The 23,364-nt window shown below is 38.3% G+C and carries 24 protein-coding genes and 1 pseudogene; 10 read left to right on the forward strand and 15 right to left on the reverse strand.

Going from position 1 to position 23,364, the window contains the following annotated elements; all coding sequences use genetic code 11:
* Positions 1-31 precede the first annotated feature (31 nt).
* Positions 32-1,639, forward strand: coding sequence for an ABC transporter ATP-binding protein (locus A5877_RS07915; RefSeq protein WP_005233211.1), 1,608 nt, complete (start codon positions 32-34; stop codon positions 1,637-1,639).
* A 62-nt stretch (positions 1,640-1,701) separates the two neighbouring features.
* Positions 1,702-1,860 carry a hypothetical protein gene (locus A5877_RS07920; RefSeq protein WP_008380281.1) on the forward strand — a complete coding sequence of 53 codons (159 nt, stop codon included), beginning with the start codon at positions 1,702-1,704 and terminating at the stop codon, positions 1,858-1,860.
* 130 nt (positions 1,861-1,990) lie between these two features.
* On the opposite strand, the gene A5877_RS07925 is transcribed toward A5877_RS07920, so the two are convergent.
* Complete coding sequence (locus A5877_RS07925; RefSeq protein ID WP_005230546.1) at positions 1,991-2,443, reverse strand: GNAT family N-acetyltransferase; 453 nt, start codon at positions 2,441-2,443, stop codon at positions 1,991-1,993.
* 389 nt (positions 2,444-2,832) lie between these two features.
* Here A5877_RS07925 and A5877_RS07930 point away from each other — a divergent pair, with 389 nt between their 5' ends.
* Together A5877_RS07930 and A5877_RS07935 are read left to right on the forward strand one after the other, a co-directional pair.
* Positions 2,833-3,252 carry a MerR family transcriptional regulator gene (locus tag A5877_RS07930; RefSeq protein WP_005233209.1) on the forward strand — a complete coding sequence of 140 codons (420 nt, stop codon included), beginning with the start codon at positions 2,833-2,835 and terminating at the stop codon, positions 3,250-3,252.
* A 75-nt stretch (positions 3,253-3,327) separates the two neighbouring features.
* Positions 3,328-4,194, forward strand: coding sequence for an aldo/keto reductase (locus A5877_RS07935; RefSeq protein ID WP_008380285.1), 867 nt, complete (start codon positions 3,328-3,330; stop codon positions 4,192-4,194).
* Positions 4,195-4,570: 376 nt separating this feature from the next.
* On the opposite strand, the gene A5877_RS07940 is transcribed toward A5877_RS07935, so the two are convergent.
* The 3 genes from A5877_RS07940 to alsS all read right to left on the reverse strand — a co-directional run bounded on the left by A5877_RS07940 (position 4,571) and on the right by alsS (position 7,733).
* The gene (locus A5877_RS07940; protein ID WP_008380288.1) at positions 4,571-5,185 is read right to left on the reverse strand and encodes a CPBP family intramembrane glutamic endopeptidase; all 615 of its coding nucleotides are present in this window, start codon (positions 5,183-5,185) and stop codon (positions 4,571-4,573) included.
* 54 nt (positions 5,186-5,239) lie between these two features.
* Positions 5,240-5,488, reverse strand: coding sequence for a hypothetical protein (locus tag A5877_RS07945; RefSeq protein ID WP_008380289.1), 249 nt, complete (start codon positions 5,486-5,488; stop codon positions 5,240-5,242).
* Positions 5,489-6,056: 568 nt separating this feature from the next.
* Positions 6,057-7,733 (reverse strand): acetolactate synthase AlsS, encoded by a 1,677-nt coding sequence (alsS, locus tag A5877_RS07950; protein WP_008380291.1) that lies wholly within the window; start codon positions 7,731-7,733, stop codon positions 6,057-6,059.
* 240 nt (positions 7,734-7,973) lie between these two features.
* Here alsS and A5877_RS07955 point away from each other — a divergent pair, with 240 nt between their 5' ends.
* The 5 genes from A5877_RS07955 (at position 7,974) to A5877_RS07975 (ending at position 11,890) form a co-directional block, all read left to right on the forward strand.
* The gene (locus tag A5877_RS07955; RefSeq protein WP_008380292.1) at positions 7,974-8,342 is read left to right on the forward strand and encodes a helix-turn-helix domain-containing protein; all 369 of its coding nucleotides are present in this window, start codon (positions 7,974-7,976) and stop codon (positions 8,340-8,342) included.
* Complete coding sequence (locus A5877_RS07960) at positions 8,324-9,025, forward strand: endonuclease III domain-containing protein (protein ID WP_005233189.1); 702 nt, start codon at positions 8,324-8,326, stop codon at positions 9,023-9,025. Before A5877_RS07955 ends, A5877_RS07960 begins: the two co-directional genes overlap by 19 nt.
* A gap of 91 nt (positions 9,026-9,116) precedes the next feature.
* The gene (locus A5877_RS07965; RefSeq protein WP_005233187.1) at positions 9,117-9,647 is read left to right on the forward strand and encodes a YbhB/YbcL family Raf kinase inhibitor-like protein; all 531 of its coding nucleotides are present in this window, start codon (positions 9,117-9,119) and stop codon (positions 9,645-9,647) included.
* Positions 9,648-9,673: 26 nt separating this feature from the next.
* Entirely contained in the window at positions 9,674-10,762 is a 1,089-nt protein-coding gene (locus A5877_RS07970) for an L-dopachrome tautomerase-related protein (RefSeq protein ID WP_005233176.1), read from the forward strand.
* Positions 10,763-10,837: 75 nt separating this feature from the next.
* The gene (locus tag A5877_RS07975) at positions 10,838-11,890 is read left to right on the forward strand and encodes a zinc-binding alcohol dehydrogenase family protein (protein WP_008380297.1); all 1,053 of its coding nucleotides are present in this window, start codon (positions 10,838-10,840) and stop codon (positions 11,888-11,890) included.
* 481 nt (positions 11,891-12,371) lie between these two features.
* Here A5877_RS07975 and A5877_RS07980 read toward each other — a convergent pair whose 3' ends face one another.
* From A5877_RS07980 to A5877_RS08020, 9 genes and pseudogenes are all read right to left on the reverse strand, one after another.
* Positions 12,372-12,578, reverse strand: coding sequence for a hypothetical protein (locus A5877_RS07980; RefSeq protein ID WP_005233172.1), 207 nt, complete (start codon positions 12,576-12,578; stop codon positions 12,372-12,374).
* Between the two features lie 111 nt (positions 12,579-12,689).
* A complete protein-coding gene (locus A5877_RS07985) occupies positions 12,690-13,181 on the reverse strand; it encodes a helix-turn-helix domain-containing protein (RefSeq protein WP_005233169.1) in 492 nt (163 codons plus the stop codon).
* Positions 13,182-13,492: 311 nt separating this feature from the next.
* Positions 13,493-16,054, reverse strand: a complete 2,562-nt coding sequence (locus A5877_RS07990; RefSeq protein WP_005233166.1) for a cation-translocating P-type ATPase — start codon at positions 16,052-16,054, stop codon at positions 13,493-13,495.
* Between the two features lie 256 nt (positions 16,055-16,310).
* Entirely contained in the window at positions 16,311-17,009 is a 699-nt protein-coding gene (locus A5877_RS07995; RefSeq protein ID WP_035006931.1) for a B3/4 domain-containing protein, read from the reverse strand.
* Positions 17,010-17,207: 198 nt separating this feature from the next.
* Complete coding sequence (locus tag A5877_RS08000) at positions 17,208-17,660, reverse strand: MarR family winged helix-turn-helix transcriptional regulator (protein ID WP_008380304.1); 453 nt, start codon at positions 17,658-17,660, stop codon at positions 17,208-17,210.
* A gap of 295 nt (positions 17,661-17,955) precedes the next feature.
* Positions 17,956-19,039: pseudogene (locus tag A5877_RS08005) on the reverse strand (glycoside hydrolase family 1 protein).
* Positions 19,040-19,105: 66 nt separating this feature from the next.
* Complete coding sequence (locus A5877_RS08010) at positions 19,106-20,398, reverse strand: PTS sugar transporter subunit IIC (RefSeq protein ID WP_005233159.1); 1,293 nt, start codon at positions 20,396-20,398, stop codon at positions 19,106-19,108.
* On the reverse strand, positions 20,395-20,706 hold the full coding sequence (locus A5877_RS08015) for a PTS sugar transporter subunit IIB (protein WP_005233157.1): 312 nt from the start codon (positions 20,704-20,706) through the stop codon (positions 20,395-20,397). Before A5877_RS08015 ends, A5877_RS08010 begins: the two co-directional genes overlap by 4 nt.
* Positions 20,703-21,032, reverse strand: a complete 330-nt coding sequence (locus A5877_RS08020) for a PTS lactose/cellobiose transporter subunit IIA (protein WP_034878240.1) — start codon at positions 21,030-21,032, stop codon at positions 20,703-20,705. The genes A5877_RS08015 and A5877_RS08020 overlap by 4 nt, the downstream gene beginning before the upstream one ends.
* A 101-nt stretch (positions 21,033-21,133) precedes the next feature.
* Here A5877_RS08020 and A5877_RS17345 point away from each other — a divergent pair, with 101 nt between their 5' ends.
* Positions 21,134-21,262: a hypothetical protein gene (locus A5877_RS17345; RefSeq protein WP_005233151.1), complete on the forward strand. Its 129-nt coding sequence runs from the start codon at positions 21,134-21,136 to the stop codon at positions 21,260-21,262.
* A gap of 739 nt (positions 21,263-22,001) precedes the next feature.
* On the opposite strand, the gene A5877_RS08025 is transcribed toward A5877_RS17345, so the two are convergent.
* Both A5877_RS08025 and A5877_RS08030 read right to left on the reverse strand, forming a co-directional pair.
* Positions 22,002-22,415, reverse strand: a complete 414-nt coding sequence (locus A5877_RS08025) for a hypothetical protein (protein WP_005233149.1) — start codon at positions 22,413-22,415, stop codon at positions 22,002-22,004.
* Positions 22,416-22,808: 393 nt separating this feature from the next.
* On the reverse strand, positions 22,809-23,327 hold the full coding sequence (locus tag A5877_RS08030) for a hypothetical protein (RefSeq protein ID WP_254907449.1): 519 nt from the start codon (positions 23,325-23,327) through the stop codon (positions 22,809-22,811).
* Positions 23,328-23,364: the final 37 nt, after the last annotated feature.

Here is a 23,364-nt window from a genome sequence, read left to right on the forward strand (position 1 = left end):
TGTGATATAGTTTTTACATAGGAGGGAGAGAATGAAAAAAATATTAAAAAGAAACCAACCACTTTTCTTTTTGCATGTGATTTTATGCGCAATGGCAGCGCTCATTCAAGTTGGGGTTGCTTTGGTGTATAGACAAATCACCGAGGTTGCTATGTCAGGAGATGTAAAAAGACTTTTATTTATTGGTATATTCGCCTTCTTTTACATCTTATTGAACACGATGAGCGATTTTATTCCAAGAAGAAGTAAATCCGTCTTAGTTCAATCAATAATGAATCAACTGAGAGAGAGTCTCTCGCAGAAAATCGTTCGAATGAATCCGGTACTATTTCTTAAAAATGAGAAAAACGAGTATCTCTCAAAGTTGGCAAATGAAATGAAAGTCGTTGAATTAGAATTTTTAAAGCCCGGATTTGGACTGATTTTAAGCATTTTTACCTTTCTATTCTCTCTTTTATTCACACTAAAATTAAACACTTCTTTTTCATTGATTATGCTGCTCTTAGCTTTTAGTCCTTTGCTAGCCCCTTATTTCGCTAAGCGAATCCTTAGTGATCGTCGCAAGTCCGTTGTTCTGGAGCAAGATCGTACACTTAGTTTATTTGACCAACTTCTCTCAGGATACCTGACCTTACGTGTCGGCAAAGGTTTTCCAACATATACGAAAATTTTTACTAACAGTAGTGAACGATTAAAAAAGGAAAGTATCACTTTTGAAACCTTACAAGGACTGACTTATGCAATTTCTTTTGGACTTGGGGATCTTGCCTATTCAGGGACATGGATCGTTGGTGGTTTCTTTGTTGCTGCCAAAATAATCACCATTCCCGATCTTATTGCGATGACTACACTAATGAGTACGATTGCCGGTCCGTTAGAGTATTTCAGTACTTCAGTTACAGATATTTTAGCGAGCAAGAAGGTCGCGGACGATCTTATAGCTTTCATTGATGGTACCGATGATGATGAGCCCAATCGCTCACTTGAACTTGCAGAACCAATAAATACTTTATCGATTGAAAATCTGCATTTCCATCATGGAAATCGTTTGATTTTTAATGGTTTTACTCAAACATTTGAGCGTGGAAAAAAATATGCTATCACTGGCGCAAGCGGTAGCGGGAAGTCGACACTATTGAATATTTTAGCGGGAATTTACCCTATCGACGATCATCAAGTATTGGTTGACCAGCAAGAGATGAATCAGCTATCTAGAGACTCCCTTTATGAGAAAGTTGCACTTGTCCAACAAAAAACTGCTATCTTCCAGACGAGTATTGCTTACAACGTTTCTATTTTTAGTGAATACGAACTTGAAAAAATCGTTGATGTTTTAAAACGAAGTGGATTAGATGATCGCTTTGATAACAATGATTTAACCGATACGCAAGATAATACATGGATAAACTTTCTTTCTGGCGGCGAGCTTAGACGGCTTGAGATTGCTCGGGCAATCTTTAAAGATTCCGATGTTATTCTTTTTGACGAACCAACATCTGGTCTAGACAGTATAAACGAGATGATTATCAGTGACTTAATCTGCTCACTTACAGATAAAATAATCATTGTCGTTACTCACTCAACAAATCAGGAATTTCTAGGTTCATTTGATGAGCTAATTCAGTTAAATAAATCATGAATTTAGATGATATAGGCCTACCTTATGTCATCTGGAAATATAAAAGAAAGGAGAGGTATACAATGAAAGTAATCTCTGAAGCTTCAAAAGAACAAATCATCACCATGTGTGGAAGTAATCAGCATTCCCATCATCCACCAATCATCTTACCTGAAGAGACTGATACACCATTTTCAAATCAGAAAAAAGAAGAGATAAAAAAAGAAGAGAAAGCTAGTTAAGAGAAAATCATTTGATCCTTACTTTACTTATTAATAAGGATAATAGCAATCAAAGAAGGGGTCGTGACTAGCTATATATGTCTCGACTCCTTCTTACATATTTCCCGCAAACGCAAATAATTTTTAACAGCTACTTGTTATCAACTTTCTTCATATAAAGAATTGGATAAGGGTTTCCTTGTTCGTCTAACTCGCTTCTTTTGTATACCTCAAATCCCATATGCTCATAAAATCCTTTCGCCTGAGGATTCTGTTCATTTACTCCCAGTTCATTTACAGAATAGTTTTCCATCCCGTATGCCAAGAGTTTTCTTCCTAGTCCCTTGCCTCTTTGTTCATTTGCTATAAAAAGCATTTCAAGATTTCGATCCGAGATCCCCATGAAGCCAGCTGGCTCTCCATTTTCACTTTCTACGATAATCAAATGTGGCACATGATGCAATGCCTCTGGAATGTATTGCTTAATGGCTTGGATTTCGGTCTCTGACAAAAAGGTGTGCGTCGCCTTAACAGAACTCTCCCATACTTCAATTAATTGTTGCTCTAACTTTTGATTCATACTACTTACTTCTTTTATATTCATGGATAGTCACACTCTCATCAGCTTATTTTCGTTTTTCATAACAAGAATCGCTGTTTCATTGATCCAAGTTAAGAATTTTCAACATCATCATAACATGAGATGGATTTATTTAAAATCTATGGATAAAAACTGCCTCGCTCAAATAGATAACGAAACAATCAATTCTAAGAGAGTATGACTTGCTTTGAAACACACTAAGAAAGGAGCTTTCAATACTGATGATTTCTCAAATCATTCTGTTGAAATAAAAATGCTTGTAGCTTTTTCTTCCCGAATAGTCGCCATAACGAACAAAATATATTCTTTTCAATAAACGATTTTAAACCACTTGCCCTAGAGTCCACTTCAGGGTTTATGATTACTTATAGAAAAGATAAGGAGAACCAACGATGAATATAAAAAAAGCAGCGGAAATGTTTGATTTGAGCGTAGACACATTGCGCTATTATGAACGAGTCGGTGTGATTCCACCTGTCCAACGCAATGAGAGTGGCTATCGGGTGTACACAACAAATGATCTAAACTGGATCTATTTAGCAAAACATTTACGAAATGCAGGATTGTCGATCGAATCGCTAATTGAATTTGCTCAATTGGCACAAGTACGTGAAAGTCAAAACGTCGAAACAGCTCAGAAACAGATTTTAGCCGATCAACTCGAAGAATTAGAGAAAAAGTTAGCAGCAATGCAGGAAGTAAGAGACCTACTTATTTATAAGATAGAAACGTATGATGAGCATATCGCAAAATTTAAAGCAGGAAATATGACCCCTGATAAAGTGGAAAAATTATGGGAACGAAAAAAGTAACATCTTTCACTTGCTATGGACTTAACTCCAAGGTTTAGGATAGAACATGCAATGAAAATTAGAGGAGGAAACATTATGCAAACAATCACACTCAATAATGGTGTCACCATGCCGCAACTAGGATTTGGCGTTTATCAAATACCTTTGGAAGAAACAGCAGAAGCTGTTTACCAAGCAATCAAAGCTGGGTATCGACTGATCGACACTGCTTCTATTTATGGAAATGAAACAGAAACAGGCGAGGGAATCAAGCGCGCCATCACTGAAGGTCTAGTCACTCGAGAAGAACTTTTTGTTACCTCTAAATTATTTATTCTCCAAGCTTCCGAAGATAAAGCGAAAGAAACGATTGAACATTCGCTTGAAACAATGGGATTAACTTATCTTGATCTCTACCTTATTCACCAACCATATGGAGATATTTATGGTGCTTGGCGCTCAATGGTTGCTGCTCAAAAAACAGGAAAATTACGTGCAATTGGCGTTTCAAATTTCAAATCAGCTAAGATGATCGAGTTTGTCGGCTTGAATGAGGCGAAACCTCAAATCAATCAAATCGAAGTGAACCCTTGGAATCAACGAGCGGAAGATCAGGAATGGCATGAAAAATATGACGTCCAAGTTGAAGCTTGGGCTCCCTTTGCAGAAGGACGCCATGACCTATTTACCAATCCGACATTAGCAGAAATTGGCAAGCAATATGGCAAAACGGTTGGTCAAGTTGTTCTTCGCTGGTTGATGCAAAGAGGGATTGTCGCTTTAGCAAAAACAGTTCGTCCAGAACGGATGGCTGAAAACATTGCTATTTTTGACTTTGAGCTTTCCCAAGAAGACATTGAAAAAATAGCCGCTTTAGATAAAAAAGAGTCCGCATTCTTTGACCACGATGCCCCCCAACAAGTGGAATGGTTTATGGAGCGGATGTTAGATACTGAAAGTTAATAGGTTTTTATTGAAGAAAACCAATACAAGTCCGCTCACATTGCAAAAGGAAGCGGACTTGTATTAGTTCTTACTGAATTGTATGTCGTCACTTTTCTTTGTCAGTATGACAATGTTCTTGGAAATAGGGCCAGTGAGTCATCTTTGAACAAGGAGTTGCTTTTCATATTTAGCAGTGGAACCTAAATGATGATCTAAAAAATGACGAAGGACAGACATTCGTAGATAAGAACTGTACAAAACAACATGCCTAAGACGCTTCTCTGACCTCTCAAATGTACTTTCACCAAATATGTTTTAGAGATTCTATACGTACATAATAGATAAATTGCCCCCAATTCTTCTACTATTAAGAGGAAACATTAAGAAGAAATCTTTAGATCAAGATAGCTGCTGCCATCACAACGAAATTATAGAAGCTATGTGCAAAAATGGATTCCCAAATATTTCCCCTACGTAAATAGGTGATCGTCAAATAAAACCCTATGACAAAGTAGGGAAAAAGAGCAAAAAGATTCCCGTTCACATTTACGATATGACTTTCAGTAAAAAGCAAGAGGCTTCCGACAGCAGTGATGATTCTCAACCATCGTTTTTCTCCAACATAAATCAGTGTATAGCGATAAAGCATTTCCTCGAAAACAGGTGCTAGCAAAAGTACATCGAATACAAATGGAAGGGTTCTTTGATCGGAGAGATAAACAAAAATCAACGCATTGAGATCACGAAATAAAAGAATATTAATTAAACCGATAGTGAGGATAATACTAGTAGGTACGATGAGACCGATTTTTATTAGCGCAATTTTATTTATCTTTTTATAACTCTCTACTAAATAGTTACGGAAAAGAAGGATACCAAGTAAAACGAACAATAGTTTTACTCCGAAATGATTATAACTCATCAAATATCTTGCATAAAAAGAAGGAATGCCACGTATTGCTAGCCCCTTCCATAGGACATAAAACAATAAAAATAACCCTCTTTTCAACTTATCCCTCCTAATGAACGAAAGCTTTATACTCCAGATAGTTTTACTCTTCTTTCAGTTCTTCCTATCTCTAAAATAACAATAAACCAAATAACCACTCGAGCATACTAACAAAGGAAGTCCGACATAGAGCATACCAGTTCCTAATGGATAATTAATAGCAAGATCAAGTTGGATATTCTTAAGCTCTTCTTGGCTTATTGTGTCAAAATCTTGAATAGGAATCAAAATCGTTTGTAAAAAAAAGCCAACGACCGTGATAAAAAGACTGAAACAAAAAACGCCGAGTGCAAATTTTTTCATAAGAGACCTCTTTTCAGCATACACTTTATTGCTTTACCATCTTATTATACATATCAATCATTAAAAAAAGAAACTTAAAATATTTTTACACATTATACTTACAACAATTAACAAGGAAACCATCCTATAGAAGTCATTCCTTAGCTGGAAAAAGGAGTCTCCTCACTAATAATTCTTCCATCAAACAACATAGGAAGTGCTTAATTTCCTTCATTCGACTTACTTGAAATCTGCCTCTATGAAGACTAGAAACACGTATCCAAATCACCGCTATCCACCGTATTTAGAGTATCGATGTGCTTTTTTAAGACAGTGCCGAATTGGCAGACCTTTTCTCCGAAAAAATCAGAGGAGATGCTAACAAAAATACCGCTAGCAGCAAACGAATCATCGTCCTTACCAACGGCATTTTATTAAAGACTTCTGTCCTGGATTCTCTAAAAATTCCACTTCATATTTTTAGTCAGGCACTGTTTTTATTGTAAAAAGAACTTTCTTTTCTTTAACGTAGTAAAGGTGCATTGCCATTCTTTTCTAACACATGTTTTGTGGCCCATAGTAGAAAGACTCAGTACTTTTTAAACGGTTCTTTATCTCGTAAATGAATATTCTCATGATTGTCTTCGATCATTTCAATCACTCTTGGTTCACTCGTAGCGTACGCTTCCTTCAGCGCAGCATCTAAAGCTTCTTTGGAACGTACACGAACTGCTTTAATACCGTAGCTTTCAGCCATTTCTTTATACCCAATATAATCGATATCGACCCCTTCTTTTTGTCCGTTATAGTCTAGTTCTTGTTGGAATTCAACCATGTTGTATTCTTTATCCACCCAGATTACTTGCACAATATTCAAATTGTAATGGGCTACTGTAGCTAATTCTTGTGAGGAAAACATAAAGCTGCCATCCCCACCTGAAGACAAAATCTTTTCCTCTGGACGTAACAGTGCTGCTGAAATCGCCCAAGGAAGACCGACGCCTAAGGTTTGTTCCCCATCAGACATTAAGAAATGTTTTGGCCGATACACATTTAGGTACGAACCCAGCCACACTTCATGACTTCCTCCATCCATAACAACGGTCGTATTTGGATGAGCCTCGATTATTTTTTGCAAAGAGTCAACAATTTCCAATGGATGTAGTGCATCCTCAGGTGTTTGGCTGGGTACTTTTTTCTTCGCTGTCAATTTTTCTTGCAAGTCATGAACCACCATTTTCCACTCATCCGTAATGGCTTGTTCCGTTATGCTATTGGTAATATTTTTTAGATTTTTTGCGATATTGCCTAAGAGGATGGTGTCAGGGAGATAAGTTTCATCTAAATGATCCACTACAGTATCAATATCAATAATGCGCTTGTTATCGGTATTCCAAACAGAAGCCCAGTATTCAACCAAATTTAATCCCAATGTAATCACTAAATCACTGTTAAAAACCAGTTCATCCCCAGGCAGGTTATTAAACAGCCCCACTCGACCCACATAGTTTTGGGAAAACTCATGCGTCAATAGACCTGTAGCTTCGAACGTCTCCACGACCGGAATTCCCGTTTTTTTAACGAACCCTTGAATGGCAGCCGCCGCATTATCATCGGCTGCCCGAGCACCAACGATAATAACTGGGCGTTTTGCCGCTTTGATTTTCTCAACTGCACTAAGAATGGCAGCTTCGTCACTAATCGTATTGTCCAATTGATTCACTAAGGTCGAAAAAGCCAAACCAGATTTAGTGGTCTCAGCTAACAGAATATTACCTGGAATATCCATAAAAACGGCCCCGGGATTGCCATTGATACTTGAGACATACGCATTCGCTACTTCATCCGCAAGGGCATCGGTATGCTGAATTTCCTTGGCATATTTAGTAATCGTTGAATCATTCATTACGCCAGAAATATTAGGATTTTGAGGATACGGTGTTACTAACTTCGCTTGTGGAACTTGTCCGGCAATAGCCAATACCGGGTCACCATCAGAAGTCGCCGTAGCTAAGGGCGTGACCAAATTCAAAGCCCCCGGTCCTGACGTAGTCATCACTACACCAGGTTTACCAGTCATGCGCCCAATTCCTTGTGCCATGAAACCAGCATTTTGTTCATGTCTTACCGTAACAACTTTAATCTCTTCACGTTTTTTCAAAGCCATTAATAACGGACCCAACTTGCCGCCTGGCAATTGAAAGACATATTCCACACCATTTTTAATCAATGTATCTACAATCAAGTCTGCACCGTTCTTATTCATAATAAATCTCTCCTAAATGTTTTTTGCAAGTTGTTTATTAGGATTACTTGAGATAACTGTAAAGGTAATAAATTTGCTTACTCGTGTACTATAGATTCAAAAGAAAGAGTTGTACATTAGGGAATTTTTTTATACGTCTATTTCTTATTGCCTTCTTACGATTAGGAGATGAATTGTTTTACAAATAGTAAGTAAATCCTTATGATACTCTCAGACATACGGAAAAGGAGACAACGGAAGATGACAAGAAAAATATACAATTGCGAACATGGCTGCGCGGTCGAATCGACTTTACAAATGATTTCAGGTCGTTGGAAAAGCGTTATCTTATATCATTTGATGTTTGATGGGTCACTTCGCTATAACGAACTACAAAAGCTGATTCCTGGCATCACTAGAAGAATGGTCTCTTTGCAGTTGAAAGATTTAGAAAAGGATGGATTGATCTATCGTAAGGTCGTTCAGGAAAAACCATTACAGGTTGTGTATGGAATGACCGATTATGGCTACTCTTTAAAAGAGATCATTGAATTATTGTATCGCTGGGGCGAAGATTTTAATCACAAAAACGCGGGATTACTTGAAGAAGAATGTTTAACTTGCAATTGATCGCGACTGCTAGTAAAAATGAGGTTTTTAACGTGAAAAAGATTGAAAATATTGAAGAATTATATGAAGCATTAAGCACATCAATGGAACATTCAACGTGGTGGGATACAGAAAATCCATGGGAAATCGTTGTCGGATCAATTTTGGTTCAAAATACCAATTGGAAAAATGTGGCCTATTCCTTAGCAAACATCAGAAGAGAGATTGGATTTTCTCCGAAAAGATTGGCAGAAATTGATCAGTTCCTTCTTCAGGATCTGATTCGGCCCAGTGGTTTCTACAAAAATAAATCCCGCGCGATAAAAGAAATCTTTTCTTGGTTTCAGCGCTACAACTATGATATCGGTATTCTACAGAAAAAAGAACAGGCTGAGTTACGAAAAGAGTTGCTAGCTATCTATGGTGTTGGCTATGAAACGGCAGATGTACTAATGGTTTTTGTGTTTAATAAGGTCGTGTTTATCGCTGATAAATACGCACAACGAATTTTTAGTCGCTTAGGCCTAAATGAGCCGCTTACTTACCTCACCCTTCAAAATATGATCGAATTACCAGATACATTTACCAATGAACAAGCTCAAAACTTTCATGGTTGGCTAGTTGATTACGGTCAAGTCCATTTGAAATCGGATAAAGACTGGCAAGCAGGCTTCTTAAGTCAGTTTACACTCGTTCACCTCTAATTGTGGTATAAAAAAATTCCCTAATTTACATTTCATTGACCGAGGATTACGCTATCCTTGTTACAAAAACACGTTTCAAGGAGGAGATAGTATGAACGATCCATTTTTAGGATTACAAGACGTGCCAGCGTTTCACGTGACCAGTAAGGACATTGTTGACGGGAAACTTATGGATAAAAAATTTATGTCTGGTGATTTTGGGATTGAGGATGGACAAGATATTTCACCAGAGCTTCACTGGACCGGTGCACCAAGCAATACGAAAAGCTATGCGGTTACCTTATACGACCCTGATGCACCAACTGGATCAGGATTTTGGCATTGGGCAGTCATGAATATCCCCGCTTCTGTAGAGGAATTATCACAAGGAGCCGGCAGTAGCGATAACGCAAAGCTGCCACCGGGAGCCGTTCAATTACCAAATGATGCCCGCATGAAAAAATATATTGGTGCTGCGCCGCCCAAAGGTCATGGTGTTCATCACTACTTCTTAACGGTTTGGGCATTGGCTATTGAGAAAGTTGAAATTCCTGAGGATTCTACCCCAGCTTTTTTCATTTTTAATACCTTTGGACATGTCCTAGCTCGTGGTGTTGTGAACTTTGAAGTCGAAGTGAAATAGGGAAAGCTCAGAGAGGAAGATACGTAATGAATGCTGCAAAAGAAAACTATTTTGGCAAACTAGAACAAGTCCATGAATTTTATGATGCGATGCCTACCGGTGTTAGCTTATCGGAAACCGGGAGAATCTTTATTAATTTTCCTGAATGGGGAGACCAAGTAACCGCGACAGTCGTTGAACGAGTAGACGGCAAATTAATTCCTTATCCTAGCCAAGAAGCGAATACATTTGATCCTCAAAAACCGGAAAACGGATTTCTAAGTGTACAAAGTATCGTTGCTGATGGTGCTGGTACTTTGTGGGTATTGGATACCGCTGCACCCAAATTCACCGTTCCTGTTAAGGGTGGGGCAAAACTGGTTGCTGTGGATTTAAGTACTAATCAAATTCGCAAAGTCTATACTTTTTCACCGGATGTCGTCCTAGACTCTACGTATTTGAATGATGTTCGAATTGATTTACGCCGCGGTTCTGAAGGGGTAGCCTATATAACCGATTCTTCTATTACCGGTCCTGGTGCGTTGATCGTACTCGATTTAGGTACTGGCGATGCATTCCGTATTTTAGATGGCACGCCCTCCACCGCGGTTGATCCAGCCTTTATTCCTAAAGTTGAAGGCGAGATTTTGTTAAATCGCTCGGCTGATGGAACAACTTCGCATTGGCAAGTGGCAGCTGACGGCCTAGCGATTTCTCCCGACGGAAAAACCTTGTTTTTTAGTCCTTTATCCAGTCGACATTTATACTCAATTGAAACCGATAAAATTTTCAACAAAGAAATTGATGATCACGCATTAGAAGCACATGTTAAAGATTGGGGCGAAAAAGGCGCCTCTGATGGCATGATTACGGCAGAAGATGGAACGATCTATGCTGGCGACTATGAAAACAACAGCATTCGTGTGATTCACACGGATGGTACTATGGAGACTTTGGCTCACGATCCGCGTATTTTATGGCCAGATACTTTATCTATTGGACCAGATCAATACTTATATTTTAACGCCAACCAGCTGCAACGGCAGGCTAGTTTTCACAAAGGAGAAGACCTGAGAGAGAAGCCTTACAGTCTGTTCCGCATTTTTATCGGAAAAAATCCTGCGAAAGCAAACTAACCGGTCTTGATCCAAAGGGAGGGCAATACGTAAAAGAACTAATGCGATTTTCTATCCAGAAAAGGAGGAATGAAGATGTCAGAACAGAAAACGATGAATGTAATAGGCTTTTTCGAAGGCCTGCCAATTGAATCTACGCATAGTTTTATTGACCAAAAAGAAGGAATCCCTGTTCCAGGCCCTCGTGATTTATTAGTAAAAATCAAAGCCGTTTCGGTCAATCCAGTCGACACCAAATTACGGCAAACGACTCGCAAGCGAAATGCCCTGCGTATCTTAGGTTTTGATGCGGTCGGAGAAGTGGTCGCTGTCGGAAAAGATGTCATGAAATTTACTGTTGGTGATCGGGTCTTTTATGCAGGAACCACCACTCGATCAGGAAGCAATCAAGAATATCAAGCAGTCGATGAACGGATCGTTGCCCTAGCCCCTAAAAATTTAACAGATGAAGAGGCTGCTGCATTCCCATTGACTGCATTAACCGCTTATGAATTGCTGTTTGAAAAATTCGGCTTGATTCCTAAAGAAAACGCCAATCAAGGGAAAAGTATTCTCGTCATCAATGGTGCGGGTGGCGTCGGATCGATACTGAATCAGTTGGCTCATTGGGCAGGTCTAGAAGTGTATGCTACCGCTAGTTCAAAAAATTTTGACTGGCTTCAAAAAACCGGGGTTGACCACCCTTTAGACTACCATCACGACCTAAGGGACAGCTTTCGAGAATTAGGCGTTCCGAATGTTGACTATATCGCTGTCTTGTTTGACATCACCCAATACTTTGATCAAATCAGCCATTTGGTAAAACCTTATGGTCATGTGGGCACGATCGTTGGCCTTCACGAGCCCCTTGATTTAAGTGTATGGAAAAACCTTTCTGTTAGCTTTGATTGGGAGTATATGTTCGCTAAAACAGACCACGACTATCAAATCGAGACACAAGGACAAGCGCTAAAAGTGATTGCTGATTTAGCAAATGAAGGGACACTAAAAACAACCTTAAGCAAAGTCTATTCGGATGGAATCAACGCGGCAAATTTGAAGCGCGCAACGAGAGATGTCGAAAGTGGCCATATGTTGGGAAAAGTCGTTGTAAGTGGTCCTTTTAATGGAAACCCTACAGGGAATTAATCGCCCGAGCCATTTAATGAACGCACCCTTCAACAGAATTCATCATATATTCTAATACACTATCACTGATTTTTCGCAACAGCCGGATTCTCAAAGAATGATTTGTAGATGAAAAAAGCATTCAGAAAACAATGGGTCTCTGGATGCTTCATTCATCAATATAATAATCTAATGGATAACATAGTTAAAACTGAAATCAAGGTAAATCCATATTCGTTTTTCATAAAATCATCATCCATTCATAACTTAAAAAATAGTCATTCTTAGTAAGTGTTTATTTTCAAGAAAATTCATTCTCTTTACTTAGTAAGATAGAAAAAGACAACAACCATTATGACAACAAGTACCCAAAAATACCATTTTTCAGAGTTTTTTTTCTTCATATCTATTCTCCCTTTCTATTCATCTCAATTTTGAAAGAAACATAATAAGCAAAATATCGCCTTCTTGAAGGGCAATCGCTATCTGATTCCCTATCCGATTAATTCTCGGTTAACTCATCCCTAAATTTCAGGAATAGGTCTTTCGCTTGTCCTGTACGCATGTTTGTCAGGACTTTAATTTTCTTGACCATGCCAATATCATTTTCGTTTTTCGAAAGAATTTGTCGTGCCATTTCTTCTTTGATCTCTGCTTCTTCTTCCTTCGTTAAATTTCTGACTTCTTTCTTTTTACCAAAGAATCCCACCCTGTTCTCCCCTTCTTATAAAATTTATGCGCTTTTCACACTAGCCAGACTGAGCATTCTTTTTATCTAAAATGCGTTTTTCTGTCCATGACTTGATTCCTATACTCTAATCTACCATTTCTGTCGAAACCGAGGAAATGGTTCGTTCTCTTTTTTATTTTTAGGGAAGATATAAAAATAAAACACGGAGCCAATGATGATCGCTGGCGGCACCGAGATGCTCAATAATTTTAAAGCAGTGTTTAAAAGTACACCAAATTTTTCTTGAATAGAAAGATTCATAATCGTGCTGAAGTCTTGATTGAACGAAGTAACGATCATCGTGACAAAAAAGAGCAAGCAAAAACTAATCACCCCATACTTGATACTTACTTTTAAATCATCATTGTCTTTCTTAGTTTCTTCCAAAAGTAATGTTTCTAATGAGATATCCAATTCTTCGGCTATTTTGATCATATTTTTTTTGCTAGGGTACGTAGCACCTAACTCCCATTTTGAGATTGTCTTGTCACTTACTTCTAATAATTCTGCTAGCATACTTTGTGTTAGCTTGTTTTTTTCTCTATATTCTTTCAGCTTCATTGCTAATATTGTTTCCTTCATTTCAACAACTCCTCATCGATTTCTACCTTTCATTTTGACATAAAACCTACCATTTAACAGGAATTCTTGAAAAAGAGAGTAGAATAGAGGGGATTTTTTTAGCTACTTCTGGTGATTTTCCTGAAACATACTACCGATTCCTTCCTTTCAACAATAGTTGCTATGCATTCTGATATCTTCTAAATAATATCAAACCAGAAATCATAAGCGTCTGTAAATAATTAAAGGAGACGCAAAAACTTCCCAGTTTTTGCCCTCCCTCATTTCTCAAGAAAATTTGTTAACAGAGGATTTTCTATTTATCATTCTTATTAGAAGAAACCAAAGTATTTTTTCACTTCAATATACACTAAAGGAAAAATGGATAAGCCGATTACCCATAGCCAGTCAACTGCACGAAGAGAAACAAAGCCAAAAATAGTTTGCATGAATGGAATCGTTACTAACAAGATAATGATCAATGCACCTATGAAGGTTGTCATTACTAACAACGGATTGCTCAAAAAACGCAGCTTCAGAATAGATTCTTTACTTCTACAATTAAACATATGCACAATAGTTGATAATCCCAATACAATAAATGTCATTGTCTGCGAAACCTCTATCGATTCTAGACGTCCAATTAGAATCGCGCCTAATGTGACGCCTGTAAAAACAATTGAGATTTCTACAATTTTTACCAATAATCCTTGCGCAAAAATGCTCGTGTATTTAGCGATCGGGGCTTCCATCATTGCTTTTTTATCGACTGGTTCAATGCTAAGACTCATTCCTGGGATTCCATCTGCAACTACTTTTATGATTAACAATTGAACCGCTGTAACAGGTGCTCCCCACCCAACGAGCAAGGAAATTAAAACGATCGTCAGTGCAGAAATATTGCAACCAAGCATCGCGTATAATGATTTTCTGATATTGCTGTATACCCGTCGTCCTTCTTCAACCGCCTGAACAATCGTCGCAAAATTATCGTCTACTAAAACCATATCAGAAGCTTCCTTTGCTACTTCTGTGCCACCTCCCATTGCGATCCCTACATCAGCTGCTTTTAATGCAGGTGCATCATTGACACCATCGCCAGTCATAGCGACAATCTCATCATTTTTTTGAAATGCTTTTACGATTCGAATTTTATCTTCTGGGGAAGTACGGGCAAAGACTCGATAGTCATCAATCACATGGGCTAATTTTTCATCGCTCATTTCATGTAAATCCGCGCCGGTCATTGCTTTTTTCCCATCGGTGAGAATTCCTACATCTTCTGCGATTTTTTTTGCTGTTAGTAAGTGGTCCCCTGTGATCATTACGGTTTGAATCCCTGCTTGTTTTGCAATAGAAACAGCCGTATAGCTTTCGGGCCGAGCTGGGTCGATAATCCCAACAAATCCTGCAAACTCTAACTGACTTTCAAGAATTTCTTCAGTAAGACGTGTAGGTTTTTCATCGTATCTTTTATAAGCAACGCCCAAAACACGGTATGCTTGATTGGCCAACTCATCATGCTTGTTCAAGTAGGCAGGGTTGTTCGCATCAATGAGATCCAAGCGATCAAAAGCCCCTTTTGTGACAGAAACATATTGGTCGTTTACTTTATATAAGACAGTCATCCTTTTTCGTTTTGAATCAAAGGGAACTTCATGAATCTGTTCAAAGGTTGAAGCGACTTTACCTAGTTCCTCTTTAGTGAAGAGCGATGCCAGTTTTTTTCTGATCGCCAACTCTGTTGGATTACTGGTTACTGTTGCATTTTCTTCCATCGAACTAGCAAGATAGAAGAGAAACAAGAGATTTTTTTCCTTCTCTTCTGTTATTTCTAAGCAGGAAGTCAGTCTATCCTTCATCATAATAACTTCTTTCACGATCATCTTATTTTCGGTAATTGTTCCAGTTTTATCTGAGCAGATGATTGAAACACCCCCAACGGTTTCTACTGTTGAAGGAGTCCTAACGATGGTTTTCTTCAGTGCCATATTCCTCATCCCAACAGCTAGAGAGATTGTTACTACGACTGGCAAAACCTCTGGAATAGCAGCAACAGCCATTGATATTGCAGTCATGATACTGGTCTCTAAAGACAATCCTTTGCTGATTCCTATAGCAATCGCTAGAAAGCCAGAGAGAATAGCGATTAGGCCTAGAACTTTCCCCAGTTTTTGCATTTTTATTTGTAGAGGTGCTATGGTTGTTTCTTCCTTGCTTAATAAGCTCGATATTTTACCAATTTCCGTATTCATTCCTGTCTTTTCAACTCGAACGTTTGCTTTTCCTGTGACTACTAATGAGCCAGAAAAAACCAAGTCTTTTCTGTCCCCTAAAGAATCTTCTTTAGAAGAAATATAGGTGGGATCTTTTTCACTTGGTTCACTTTCACCAGTTAGAAACGACTCATCAACAAAGAAATTACTACTCGTTAAAAGCTTAGCATCTGCTGGAATACGGTCCCCTAATGCCAACTGAACAATATCACCAGGAACAATGTTCAAACTTTCAATCTCTTTTAACACCCCATCTCTGAATACTTTACTCACGGGAACACTCATTTTATTTAATTCACTCATTGATTTTTCCGCATGTTTTTGCTGTCGAATCGACAAATATAGATTAAGAATGACAATTGAAAAGATGACTATTGGTTCCGTAAAATCATCAGGATGGTTTTGAAATGCAACGTAACTAGATAAGAGCGTTGCAACGATTAAAATCAAGATGGTAATATCCTTCATCGACTCTTTCAAATAGTCATAAAAATGCTTCTCGTCTGTGCTTTCTATGGAATTAAACCCATATTTCTCTAGCTTCATTTCTGCTTCTTTACTGGAAAGTCCCGACTGGTTAGGGCTCTTTCCTTTTTCTTTCAATTGTTCTTTTAACATCTGCCTATACCTCCTAAAACAAAAAAGAAGTCAGACAAACTAACCATAAAAGCCTAAGGTTAGTTTTTCTGACTTCAATAAGATTTATTCCGGCGAACAAATCTAATGTCATTATTTAAATTCCACCTAATTATTGCACATCCGAATATTTGGGTCAAGATTTTCACGATGACCGATCAATCAAAATGAGAGAATGGTATGCAAAATCGAGAAAAAGTACGTGTACATCCTTATCCTATAGACAAGAAGCTCGCCCTTACAAAATGATTTCAGGACTTTCTTTACTTAGCACATAATCATTACCTGCTACTTTAAAATACTCTTGAACCAACTGACTTAACTCTTTGATTGCTTCATTCGCCCGAGCCCGTTGCGTTTCATTGATCGATTCAATGAATAAAACAGCATTGGTGGTCTCTTCTGTTAGCATCGTACGTTGGGCTTCCCGCCAATTTAAGCATCGACAGATTGCACCTTTCTCATCATAGTAAATGACTTCCTTTTCCAAGGCTGGGGAATCAGTATCTGCACCTAAGGGAAAGAAAGATTCGCCACCTTTTGCAACGCCTAAATGAAGGTCGCCAACGATTGTATCGAGGTCTTCTCCGCCTAAAGGGACACCATATTTCAAGGAAATACTATTATAAATATCTACTAAAGGATTGATGGGAGAAAATTCTCTGTCTTGATTCACCCGTTTCAACAGTGCTTCGATGGAAGAGCGTACCCCTTTTTTCGTTTTAAATTGCTGAAAAGCACTTCGCCAATCTTGGATCACCTGGTTTTCACTGAAGGTGTCGGTCGTTAAGTAGCGCTTTGCTTGCTCTTTACTACTTTTTAGCAAGTTAGTAAAAAACGTCTCTTGTGAAACATCCGCAACATTGTTTATATTTTTTACAACAAGGCAGTTGATTTGGGCTTCTGGAAATAGCGCCCAAAATTCTTGATCGATCATTATTTTCTTCACTTTCTCTACACTCCTACTTAGTTTATTTGAACAAATTCATGTCCTTTATTTTTCAGGCTCTCTGTTTTTTCAGCAGCCAGCCGAGCTATATCCTTTTTAACAAAATATCAGCTACCTGTGCTTCCTACCCTAGGTAGCATGAATGTACATTCAATCAGATCCAATCTCCCCAGTTGCGTTATTCGTTCAATAGTCTCTTTTGATCCCATTCTTGACGTTGACCCAATCAACTTCTACCGAAGATTTTATTTTTGCCAGCATTTCCGCAAGATTTTTTCTTTCTAAAGCAGATAACTGTTGAATCGCTACTTTATTTGAATAGTTATTTTCTCTTATGATTAATTGAACCGCTTGTTTCCCTTTGGCGGTTGTGTATAAGTGTTTGATTTTTTTATTTTCTTTGTCTGACTCTTTTAGAATGAAGCCATTTTCCTCTAATTTTTTTACCGCCCGGGACAAAGTCGTGCGATCAACTTTGATCCGTTCGGCTAAACGTTCAGGAATAATTCCTTCATTTTCAAATATACGAACTAAGTAAATGTATTGCCCTTTACTGAGTTGAACCTCTTTAAATTCAATATTAGCAATTGATTCCAACATTCTACTGATTGATCCTATCTCACGAAGGATATCCTCCACGAACTATCCCCTCCCTATCTAGCACTATAATAGCCCATTATTGTTGCATATACAACAATAATGGGCTTGGTTTACTTTTTTACTCACTCTTAGAAAATGAGTGCATGGCATAAGCTTGTCTCAAAAAAGCAGGAGAATACCGAGAAAAACTGCTCTGTACTCTCCTTTTACAAACATTCCAAGTGGAAATACTATCCGATTTTATCTTTAATTTCAAAACCAAATTAATAAATACAGATTGCTTAGACCAACAGGGAAAGCAAGGTTTCTAGCCTGCGAAATTCGTCTTAACACCCTATGCCAAATCACTCCCATTTGACGCAATCACCTTTTTATACCAATCAAAGGATTTCTTTTTCTTCCGATCGTAGGTGCCATTTCCTTCATCGTCAGCATCAACATAGATAAAACCATAGCGTTTACTCATTTGCGACGTCGAGGCACTGACGATATCAATGCAGCCCCATGAGGTATAACCCATCAGGTCAACGCCTTCTTTTAGGGCTAAATTGATTTGTTCAAAGTGGGCTTTGAAATAATCAATGCGGTATTGATCATTGATTTCTCCCTTCTCATCGATTTCATCTGCTGCGCCTATGCCGTTTTCTACAATAAACAAAGGGATTCGATAGCGATCATATAAGGAGAGCAATGAGATTCGGAGTCCGACTGGGTCAATTTGCCAGCCCCATTCTGTCATCGGCAAGTAGGGATTTTTTACCCCTGTCGCAATATTGCCGCTGACTTTTTCTCGCTGTTCGGCATCTTTTGAAACTACTAGGGACATGTAATAACTGAAGGAAAGAAAATCCACTGTGTATTCCTTGATCGTTGCCAAATCCCAGTTTTCCATCGCCACTTCAATGCCTTTTTCCTGCCATTCTCGCAAAAGCCATTTCGGATATTCTCCCCAGATCGGTGACTAGATGCAGCGGCATTTCATAGTGAGAAAGCGTCACTAATGGTTCAATACCATTCTCTTTCAGCTCAGTTAAAAGGTCTCGATAGTATGCTAATCCTACTTGATTTGGTTTTGCTTCGTCGCCCCGAGGAAAAATCCGCGTCCATGCGATCGACACTCGCAGTACCTTAAAGCCCATTTCTTTAAACAGTGCGATATCTTCTTTATATCGGTGATAAAAATCAATGCCCCGACGTTTTGCATAATTACCGGTTCCTTTTTCGGCAATCGCTTCAGCAATGGCTTGTTCATCGACATGCCACTGCTTCTTATAGTCTTCTACAGAAACGTCAGGCTTGTATAGTGCTACATCTGCAACCGACATGCCTTTGCCGTCAACATTCCATGCCCCTTCTGCTTGATTGGCTGCAATCGCACCGCCCCATAGAAATCCTTCTGGAAAATAACTTTTTGTCATAAAACTCCTCCTTCATTATTCTATTCCCTTGTTTTCTTAAACAGACTCATCTTGAGAATCCTCTTACTATTCAGCTAACTCACTTTGGCGATTGCTCAAGAAAATAAATGGTAAATAAATGAACACCCCGACGATAATAATCAGCAATTGTAAAATGACTCCATTGATTCCCCACCCCAAAAAGGCGCCGACAACGATCGGTAAACCAAATGGTACATCCACAATGTTCGAGCCAATTAATCCAAACTGATTGGCAGCTAATAACATCGCCGCCGGGAGTCCACTTCCTAGAACAAAGGGAATCGCAAAAATCGGGTTCAATACTAGCGGCAAACCGAACACAACGGGTTCACTGATACCAAATAAAGAAGGAACTAAGCCAATTTTGGCGACGGCTCGCAGGTCATCTTTTTTCGAAAACATCAGTAATCCGATATTGAGAGAAAGAATCAATCCCGCACCGCCGGCTACTAAGAATGTTACCCAAGAGCCCATCGTGATGACTTGATCTGGCGTTTGTCCTGATTCAAAGGCAGCAATATTGGCGGCTAGTGCTGCAATCAAAATTGGGTTTCGAATCGGAGAAATAACGAGTCCGCCATGGATTCCGACTAACCAAAAAACTTGGGAAATAATCACTAAACCAATAATCCCAGCTGGATGCTGCAAAATCCCTTCCAACGGGGCTTGCAAGAAGCGGTACAATGCTTCGTTGATATAGAGACCTGACGCCAATTCAAACAATCTTCCAGCAATAGCGATGACAAACAGCGTGATGAAAATTGGTATCAGCACACTAAAAGACTTACTGATGGCGCTAGGAACACTCGGTGGCATTTTGATTTGCAGACGCTCGATCTTATTCAGCTTGCAAAAGAATTCTACGGTAACCATCGTCAAAATCATACCAATGAACAGTCCGCCAGCATTCAAAGTATCTACTGGCAGACCTGCAGCCATTCCTGCCACTCCATCAACGACCGTTTCAAGCCCTTGGGGTACGACTGAAACATAGGCACTCAAGGAGACCACCGCACACATGATACCGTTCTCATTGTTTCGCTCACCTAAAATCCACCCCAAAATGACGATCACGGCTAATGTCATGGTATTCATCGTCGCAAAGTTGATGGCGGTAAAGGCTGGTTCCATAATGGCTAAAAAGCTTAAGGCAGAAAACTGGGCCAGCCCTGTGGTTTCACTTGTTAACAACGAATTCCCTAGAGTTGCAAATGAACCAACGATGATGAATGGCATCAACACTGTAAAGGTATTTTTTACGACACCTAAATATTTGTTATCATCTACTTTTTCTGCAATGATACTGACACTGTCAGCGAATTTGTCGAAAGCACTCATCCTTGTCCTCCGTTTACCAACTCTTCCGCATGCTTCAAGACAGCTGCTCCATTGCCCCGACCGTAGTCGACTGCTTTGATGACTGCTACTGGCACTGTATCATTGACGATCTTTTTCACTTTACGCATCGTATGTTGTACTTGTGGTCCTAAAAGCAAGACATCGAAGTTACCTAATTCTCGTTCAATCAAACTTTGATCAATCGCCCAAATTTTGTAGTCTTTTCCTTGTTCTTTTGCGGCTTCCTCCATTTTGGCAACTAAAATACTAGTGGACATTCCCGCTGCACAAGCTAACATAATTCTCATGATGAAACTCCTCCTTGCAATTCAGAAATTTTTTGGTATAAATAAAGCCATTCCGCGGCTTGTTCTGTGGCAGTCATTGCCATTACTAAATGATCTTGAGCATGTATCAATATAATAGATAATTCCGTTTTTTCTCCTCTGGCTTCCGCTTGCACCAAATCGGTTTGACATTGATGGGCTTGCTGAAGCTCCTTTTTGGCGTCTTCTAATAAACGTTGTGCTTCTTCAAAGGTTCCTTCCCGGGCTGCCTCAATCGCCATCATGGCAGCTGACTTTGCATTTCCCGCGTGTAGAATCAGGGTAAAACTCACTTCGTAGTTATCCATATTCTCTCCTTTAGCTGTTTTTACTTTTTTGTGAAACCATTGTTTACACTTACGAATAGAAATCAAAAATTTCTTTTTTATCTAGAATAAAAGGCTGACCCATGAACGCTTATTTTGACCATTTTTGGCAATGGTATTTCTTTTTCTCCATTCAACGTCGTTCTTCGCCTAAAGAATCAACTATGACTGCCTATTTTTCTGCCAACTTCTGGTCGTTGTCCTCGTACTAGCTAGATACTTAGACTTAGGGAGCGGAAATGGTACTGCGCAGATAACATTTTTGTGGAACCGATAGTTTTAGGACTACGCTCCCTTGCGCTCGCCTAGTACTGTTCATCATCTACTCTGCCTCACTTCGTGAGTCAATCGTAGTGATTCACAGCAAAAAGGCATTGGACGGATTTGTCCAATGCCTGTGAGATAGCTAAATAAGCGTTAGGCTTCTTGTGTTTTTATCGAAAAAATGCATACTCCTACTAGAAATGAAGGCGTTTTTTCGGTACAATAAACACGTTGATGCCTACGGGTATCAACTATGGCAACTTGATTGGTCATCCGTGTAAAGATCGTGACTGATCAGGGCTTCGTATTGGTGTTGGTAGCACTAATACGAAGTGCCTATTTTTTTGATTTCTATTCGCCTTCTAGTTTATAGAAAGCGGTTTACTTTTGCAAGGGGAACTAAATTATAAATGAATGAATACGCATGAATATCATGATTTTGTATATTAAATCAAAAAGTGATTATCTGCAGGATTTATTTCTATTCTTGTTCTTTTACTACTTTTATAATAAACGTATCGCAGTTAGAAAAAACTAAGAATTAGACATATTAAGTCACTTTTTTATATAAATTTCGATATCATCATTGTTTTTTGATATAAAAAAATGAAACATTTTCTTCATTCGAACTTAACCTAAATTTCAACTAAATTAAGCATTAGGGTAGGAACGTGCAACAAGTACAGTTTATTCCTGACTTTCATCTCTTGTATCTAAAAATACGATTTTTTCAATTTTAATCCCCCCTGTTTTCTGTAGTTCATTGAAATCACTCAACCTACACGAAAAGTATTGGTCTGGTATATTTTCATTCAGGTTTTCCTGAATCCCCTTTTTTCTTTTAGTAGGTAACAGTTGGAAATAAATATTTTTATCATCGAGAAAATGAGCTACAGCCCTGAAAGATGAAATCTGAATTCCTGGAATAACTCCTAAAAAATCTAGTTTTGCTCTACCATCATTTCTTAGGTATCTGATGTCATCTTCTGTAGCAGTATCCCATTCAAACTCTAAATTCCTTGCATACTCTCTAAGCTCAAATTTCCTTGTCCACTTACGATACTTAAAGACTATCTTATTGACTCCAATATCTTGAAACACAAAATCCTCCTCCTTTCATCTAGTGTAATCATTGTGATCGGAAATATAAGAATACACGCACTAACCTTTGAATCAGCAAAAACCGTAGGAACTAAGGGAATAGCTTGGTGAGTAAAAGCCATCGTTATTAGTACCCTATCAAATATACACTATTCTCGAGAAACACCCTCTTCAAACGTTAAGAATCATTAGGTTTAGCTAAGTGGTGAGTAGTTCACATTCAAAATAAACCTAGAATGCTCATGTTTTAAAGCCTATCGCTATTTCTTTACAGATATTCCAGTGATCCCAATGTATTTCATACGTGTCACTTTATTAATTTTACTTATAGTTATCATTCAAGTCGCAAAAAATCACCAAAGGATCTAGATTAGGATCATTCTGACTATCTTTTCAACTCATTTCCATTTTAATCATAGAAATAATTTTTTCATTAGCTATTATTATCACAGGAACTTTATATCCATATTCCTCATCTTCAATTGTCACTATTGCGGATAACATTTCTTCATCCTTCACTCTAGCACTTATATAATTTTCTGGATTGTTCTCTTCATTAAAAAACAACCGATACTCGCCACTATCAATAGCACTAGAGGATCTTTCTTTGATAAACTTTTCTAATGCAACAGATCCGTTAAAAATTAAAATACTAGATTCAAATATGTCATTGGGAAGATACCATAATAGATAACATCGCTTACCATCTTGTTTTTGTTTAGTAGTAAGTATATGCAATAGCTTATCAAATAACTCAATTTTATATGAGGAAGATATTTTCCTGTTGAAATATTGGAAGGATTCTTTAATAAAAATTTCATCGTCAGTAGAATCAATTGTTTCAGCCATATTATCCAAGTTTTTTAGCATTAGTTTCCATCTGCGCTTTAATCCTCTAAGCTTTTTTTTCATTTAGGACCTTCCTAATTTTATTTGACAAAATTTTGTA

The sequence above is a fragment of the Enterococcus sp. 3C7_DIV0644 genome (assembly GCF_002141235.1).
In the GTDB taxonomy this organism is placed as follows: Bacteria; Bacillota; Bacilli; order Lactobacillales; family Enterococcaceae; genus Enterococcus_D; species Enterococcus_D entomosocium.

Coding starts and splice junctions, on each gene's coding strand:
- A5877_RS07915 (WP_005233211.1), top strand. CDS start 32: ATGAAAAAAATATTAAAAAGAAACCAACCACTTTTCTTTTTGCATGTG.
- A5877_RS07920 (WP_008380281.1), top strand. CDS start 1,702: ATGAAAGTAATCTCTGAAGCTTCAAAAGAACAAATCATCACCATGTGT.
- A5877_RS07925 (WP_005230546.1), bottom strand. CDS start 2,443: ATGAATATAAAAGAAGTAAGTAGTATGAATCAAAAGTTAGAGCAACAA.
- A5877_RS07930 (WP_005233209.1), top strand. CDS start 2,833: ATGAATATAAAAAAAGCAGCGGAAATGTTTGATTTGAGCGTAGACACA.
- A5877_RS07935 (WP_008380285.1), top strand. CDS start 3,328: ATGCAAACAATCACACTCAATAATGGTGTCACCATGCCGCAACTAGGA.
- A5877_RS07945 (WP_008380289.1), bottom strand. CDS start 5,488: ATGAAAAAATTTGCACTCGGCGTTTTTTGTTTCAGTCTTTTTATCACG.
- alsS (WP_008380291.1), bottom strand. CDS start 7,733: ATGAATAAGAACGGTGCAGACTTGATTGTAGATACATTGATTAAAAAT.
- A5877_RS07955 (WP_008380292.1), top strand. CDS start 7,974: ATGACAAGAAAAATATACAATTGCGAACATGGCTGCGCGGTCGAATCG.
- A5877_RS07960 (WP_005233189.1), top strand. CDS start 8,324: ATGTTTAACTTGCAATTGATCGCGACTGCTAGTAAAAATGAGGTTTTT.
- A5877_RS07965 (WP_005233187.1), top strand. CDS start 9,117: ATGAACGATCCATTTTTAGGATTACAAGACGTGCCAGCGTTTCACGTG.
- A5877_RS07970 (WP_005233176.1), top strand. CDS start 9,674: ATGAATGCTGCAAAAGAAAACTATTTTGGCAAACTAGAACAAGTCCAT.
- A5877_RS07975 (WP_008380297.1), top strand. CDS start 10,838: ATGTCAGAACAGAAAACGATGAATGTAATAGGCTTTTTCGAAGGCCTG.
- A5877_RS07985 (WP_005233169.1), bottom strand. CDS start 13,181: ATGAAGGAAACAATATTAGCAATGAAGCTGAAAGAATATAGAGAAAAA.
- A5877_RS07990 (WP_005233166.1), bottom strand. CDS start 16,054: ATGTTAAAAGAACAATTGAAAGAAAAAGGAAAGAGCCCTAACCAGTCG.
- A5877_RS07995 (WP_035006931.1), bottom strand. CDS start 17,009: ATGATCGATCAAGAATTTTGGGCGCTATTTCCAGAAGCCCAAATCAAC.
- A5877_RS08010 (WP_005233159.1), bottom strand. CDS start 20,398: ATGAGTGCTTTCGACAAATTCGCTGACAGTGTCAGTATCATTGCAGAA.
- A5877_RS08015 (WP_005233157.1), bottom strand. CDS start 20,706: ATGAGAATTATGTTAGCTTGTGCAGCGGGAATGTCCACTAGTATTTTA.
- A5877_RS08020 (WP_034878240.1), bottom strand. CDS start 21,032: ATGGATAACTACGAAGTGAGTTTTACCCTGATTCTACACGCGGGAAAT.
- A5877_RS17345 (WP_005233151.1), top strand. CDS start 21,134: ATGAACGCTTATTTTGACCATTTTTGGCAATGGTATTTCTTTTTCTCC.
- A5877_RS08030 (WP_254907449.1), bottom strand. CDS start 23,327: ATGAAAAAAAAGCTTAGAGGATTAAAGCGCAGATGGAAACTAATGCTA.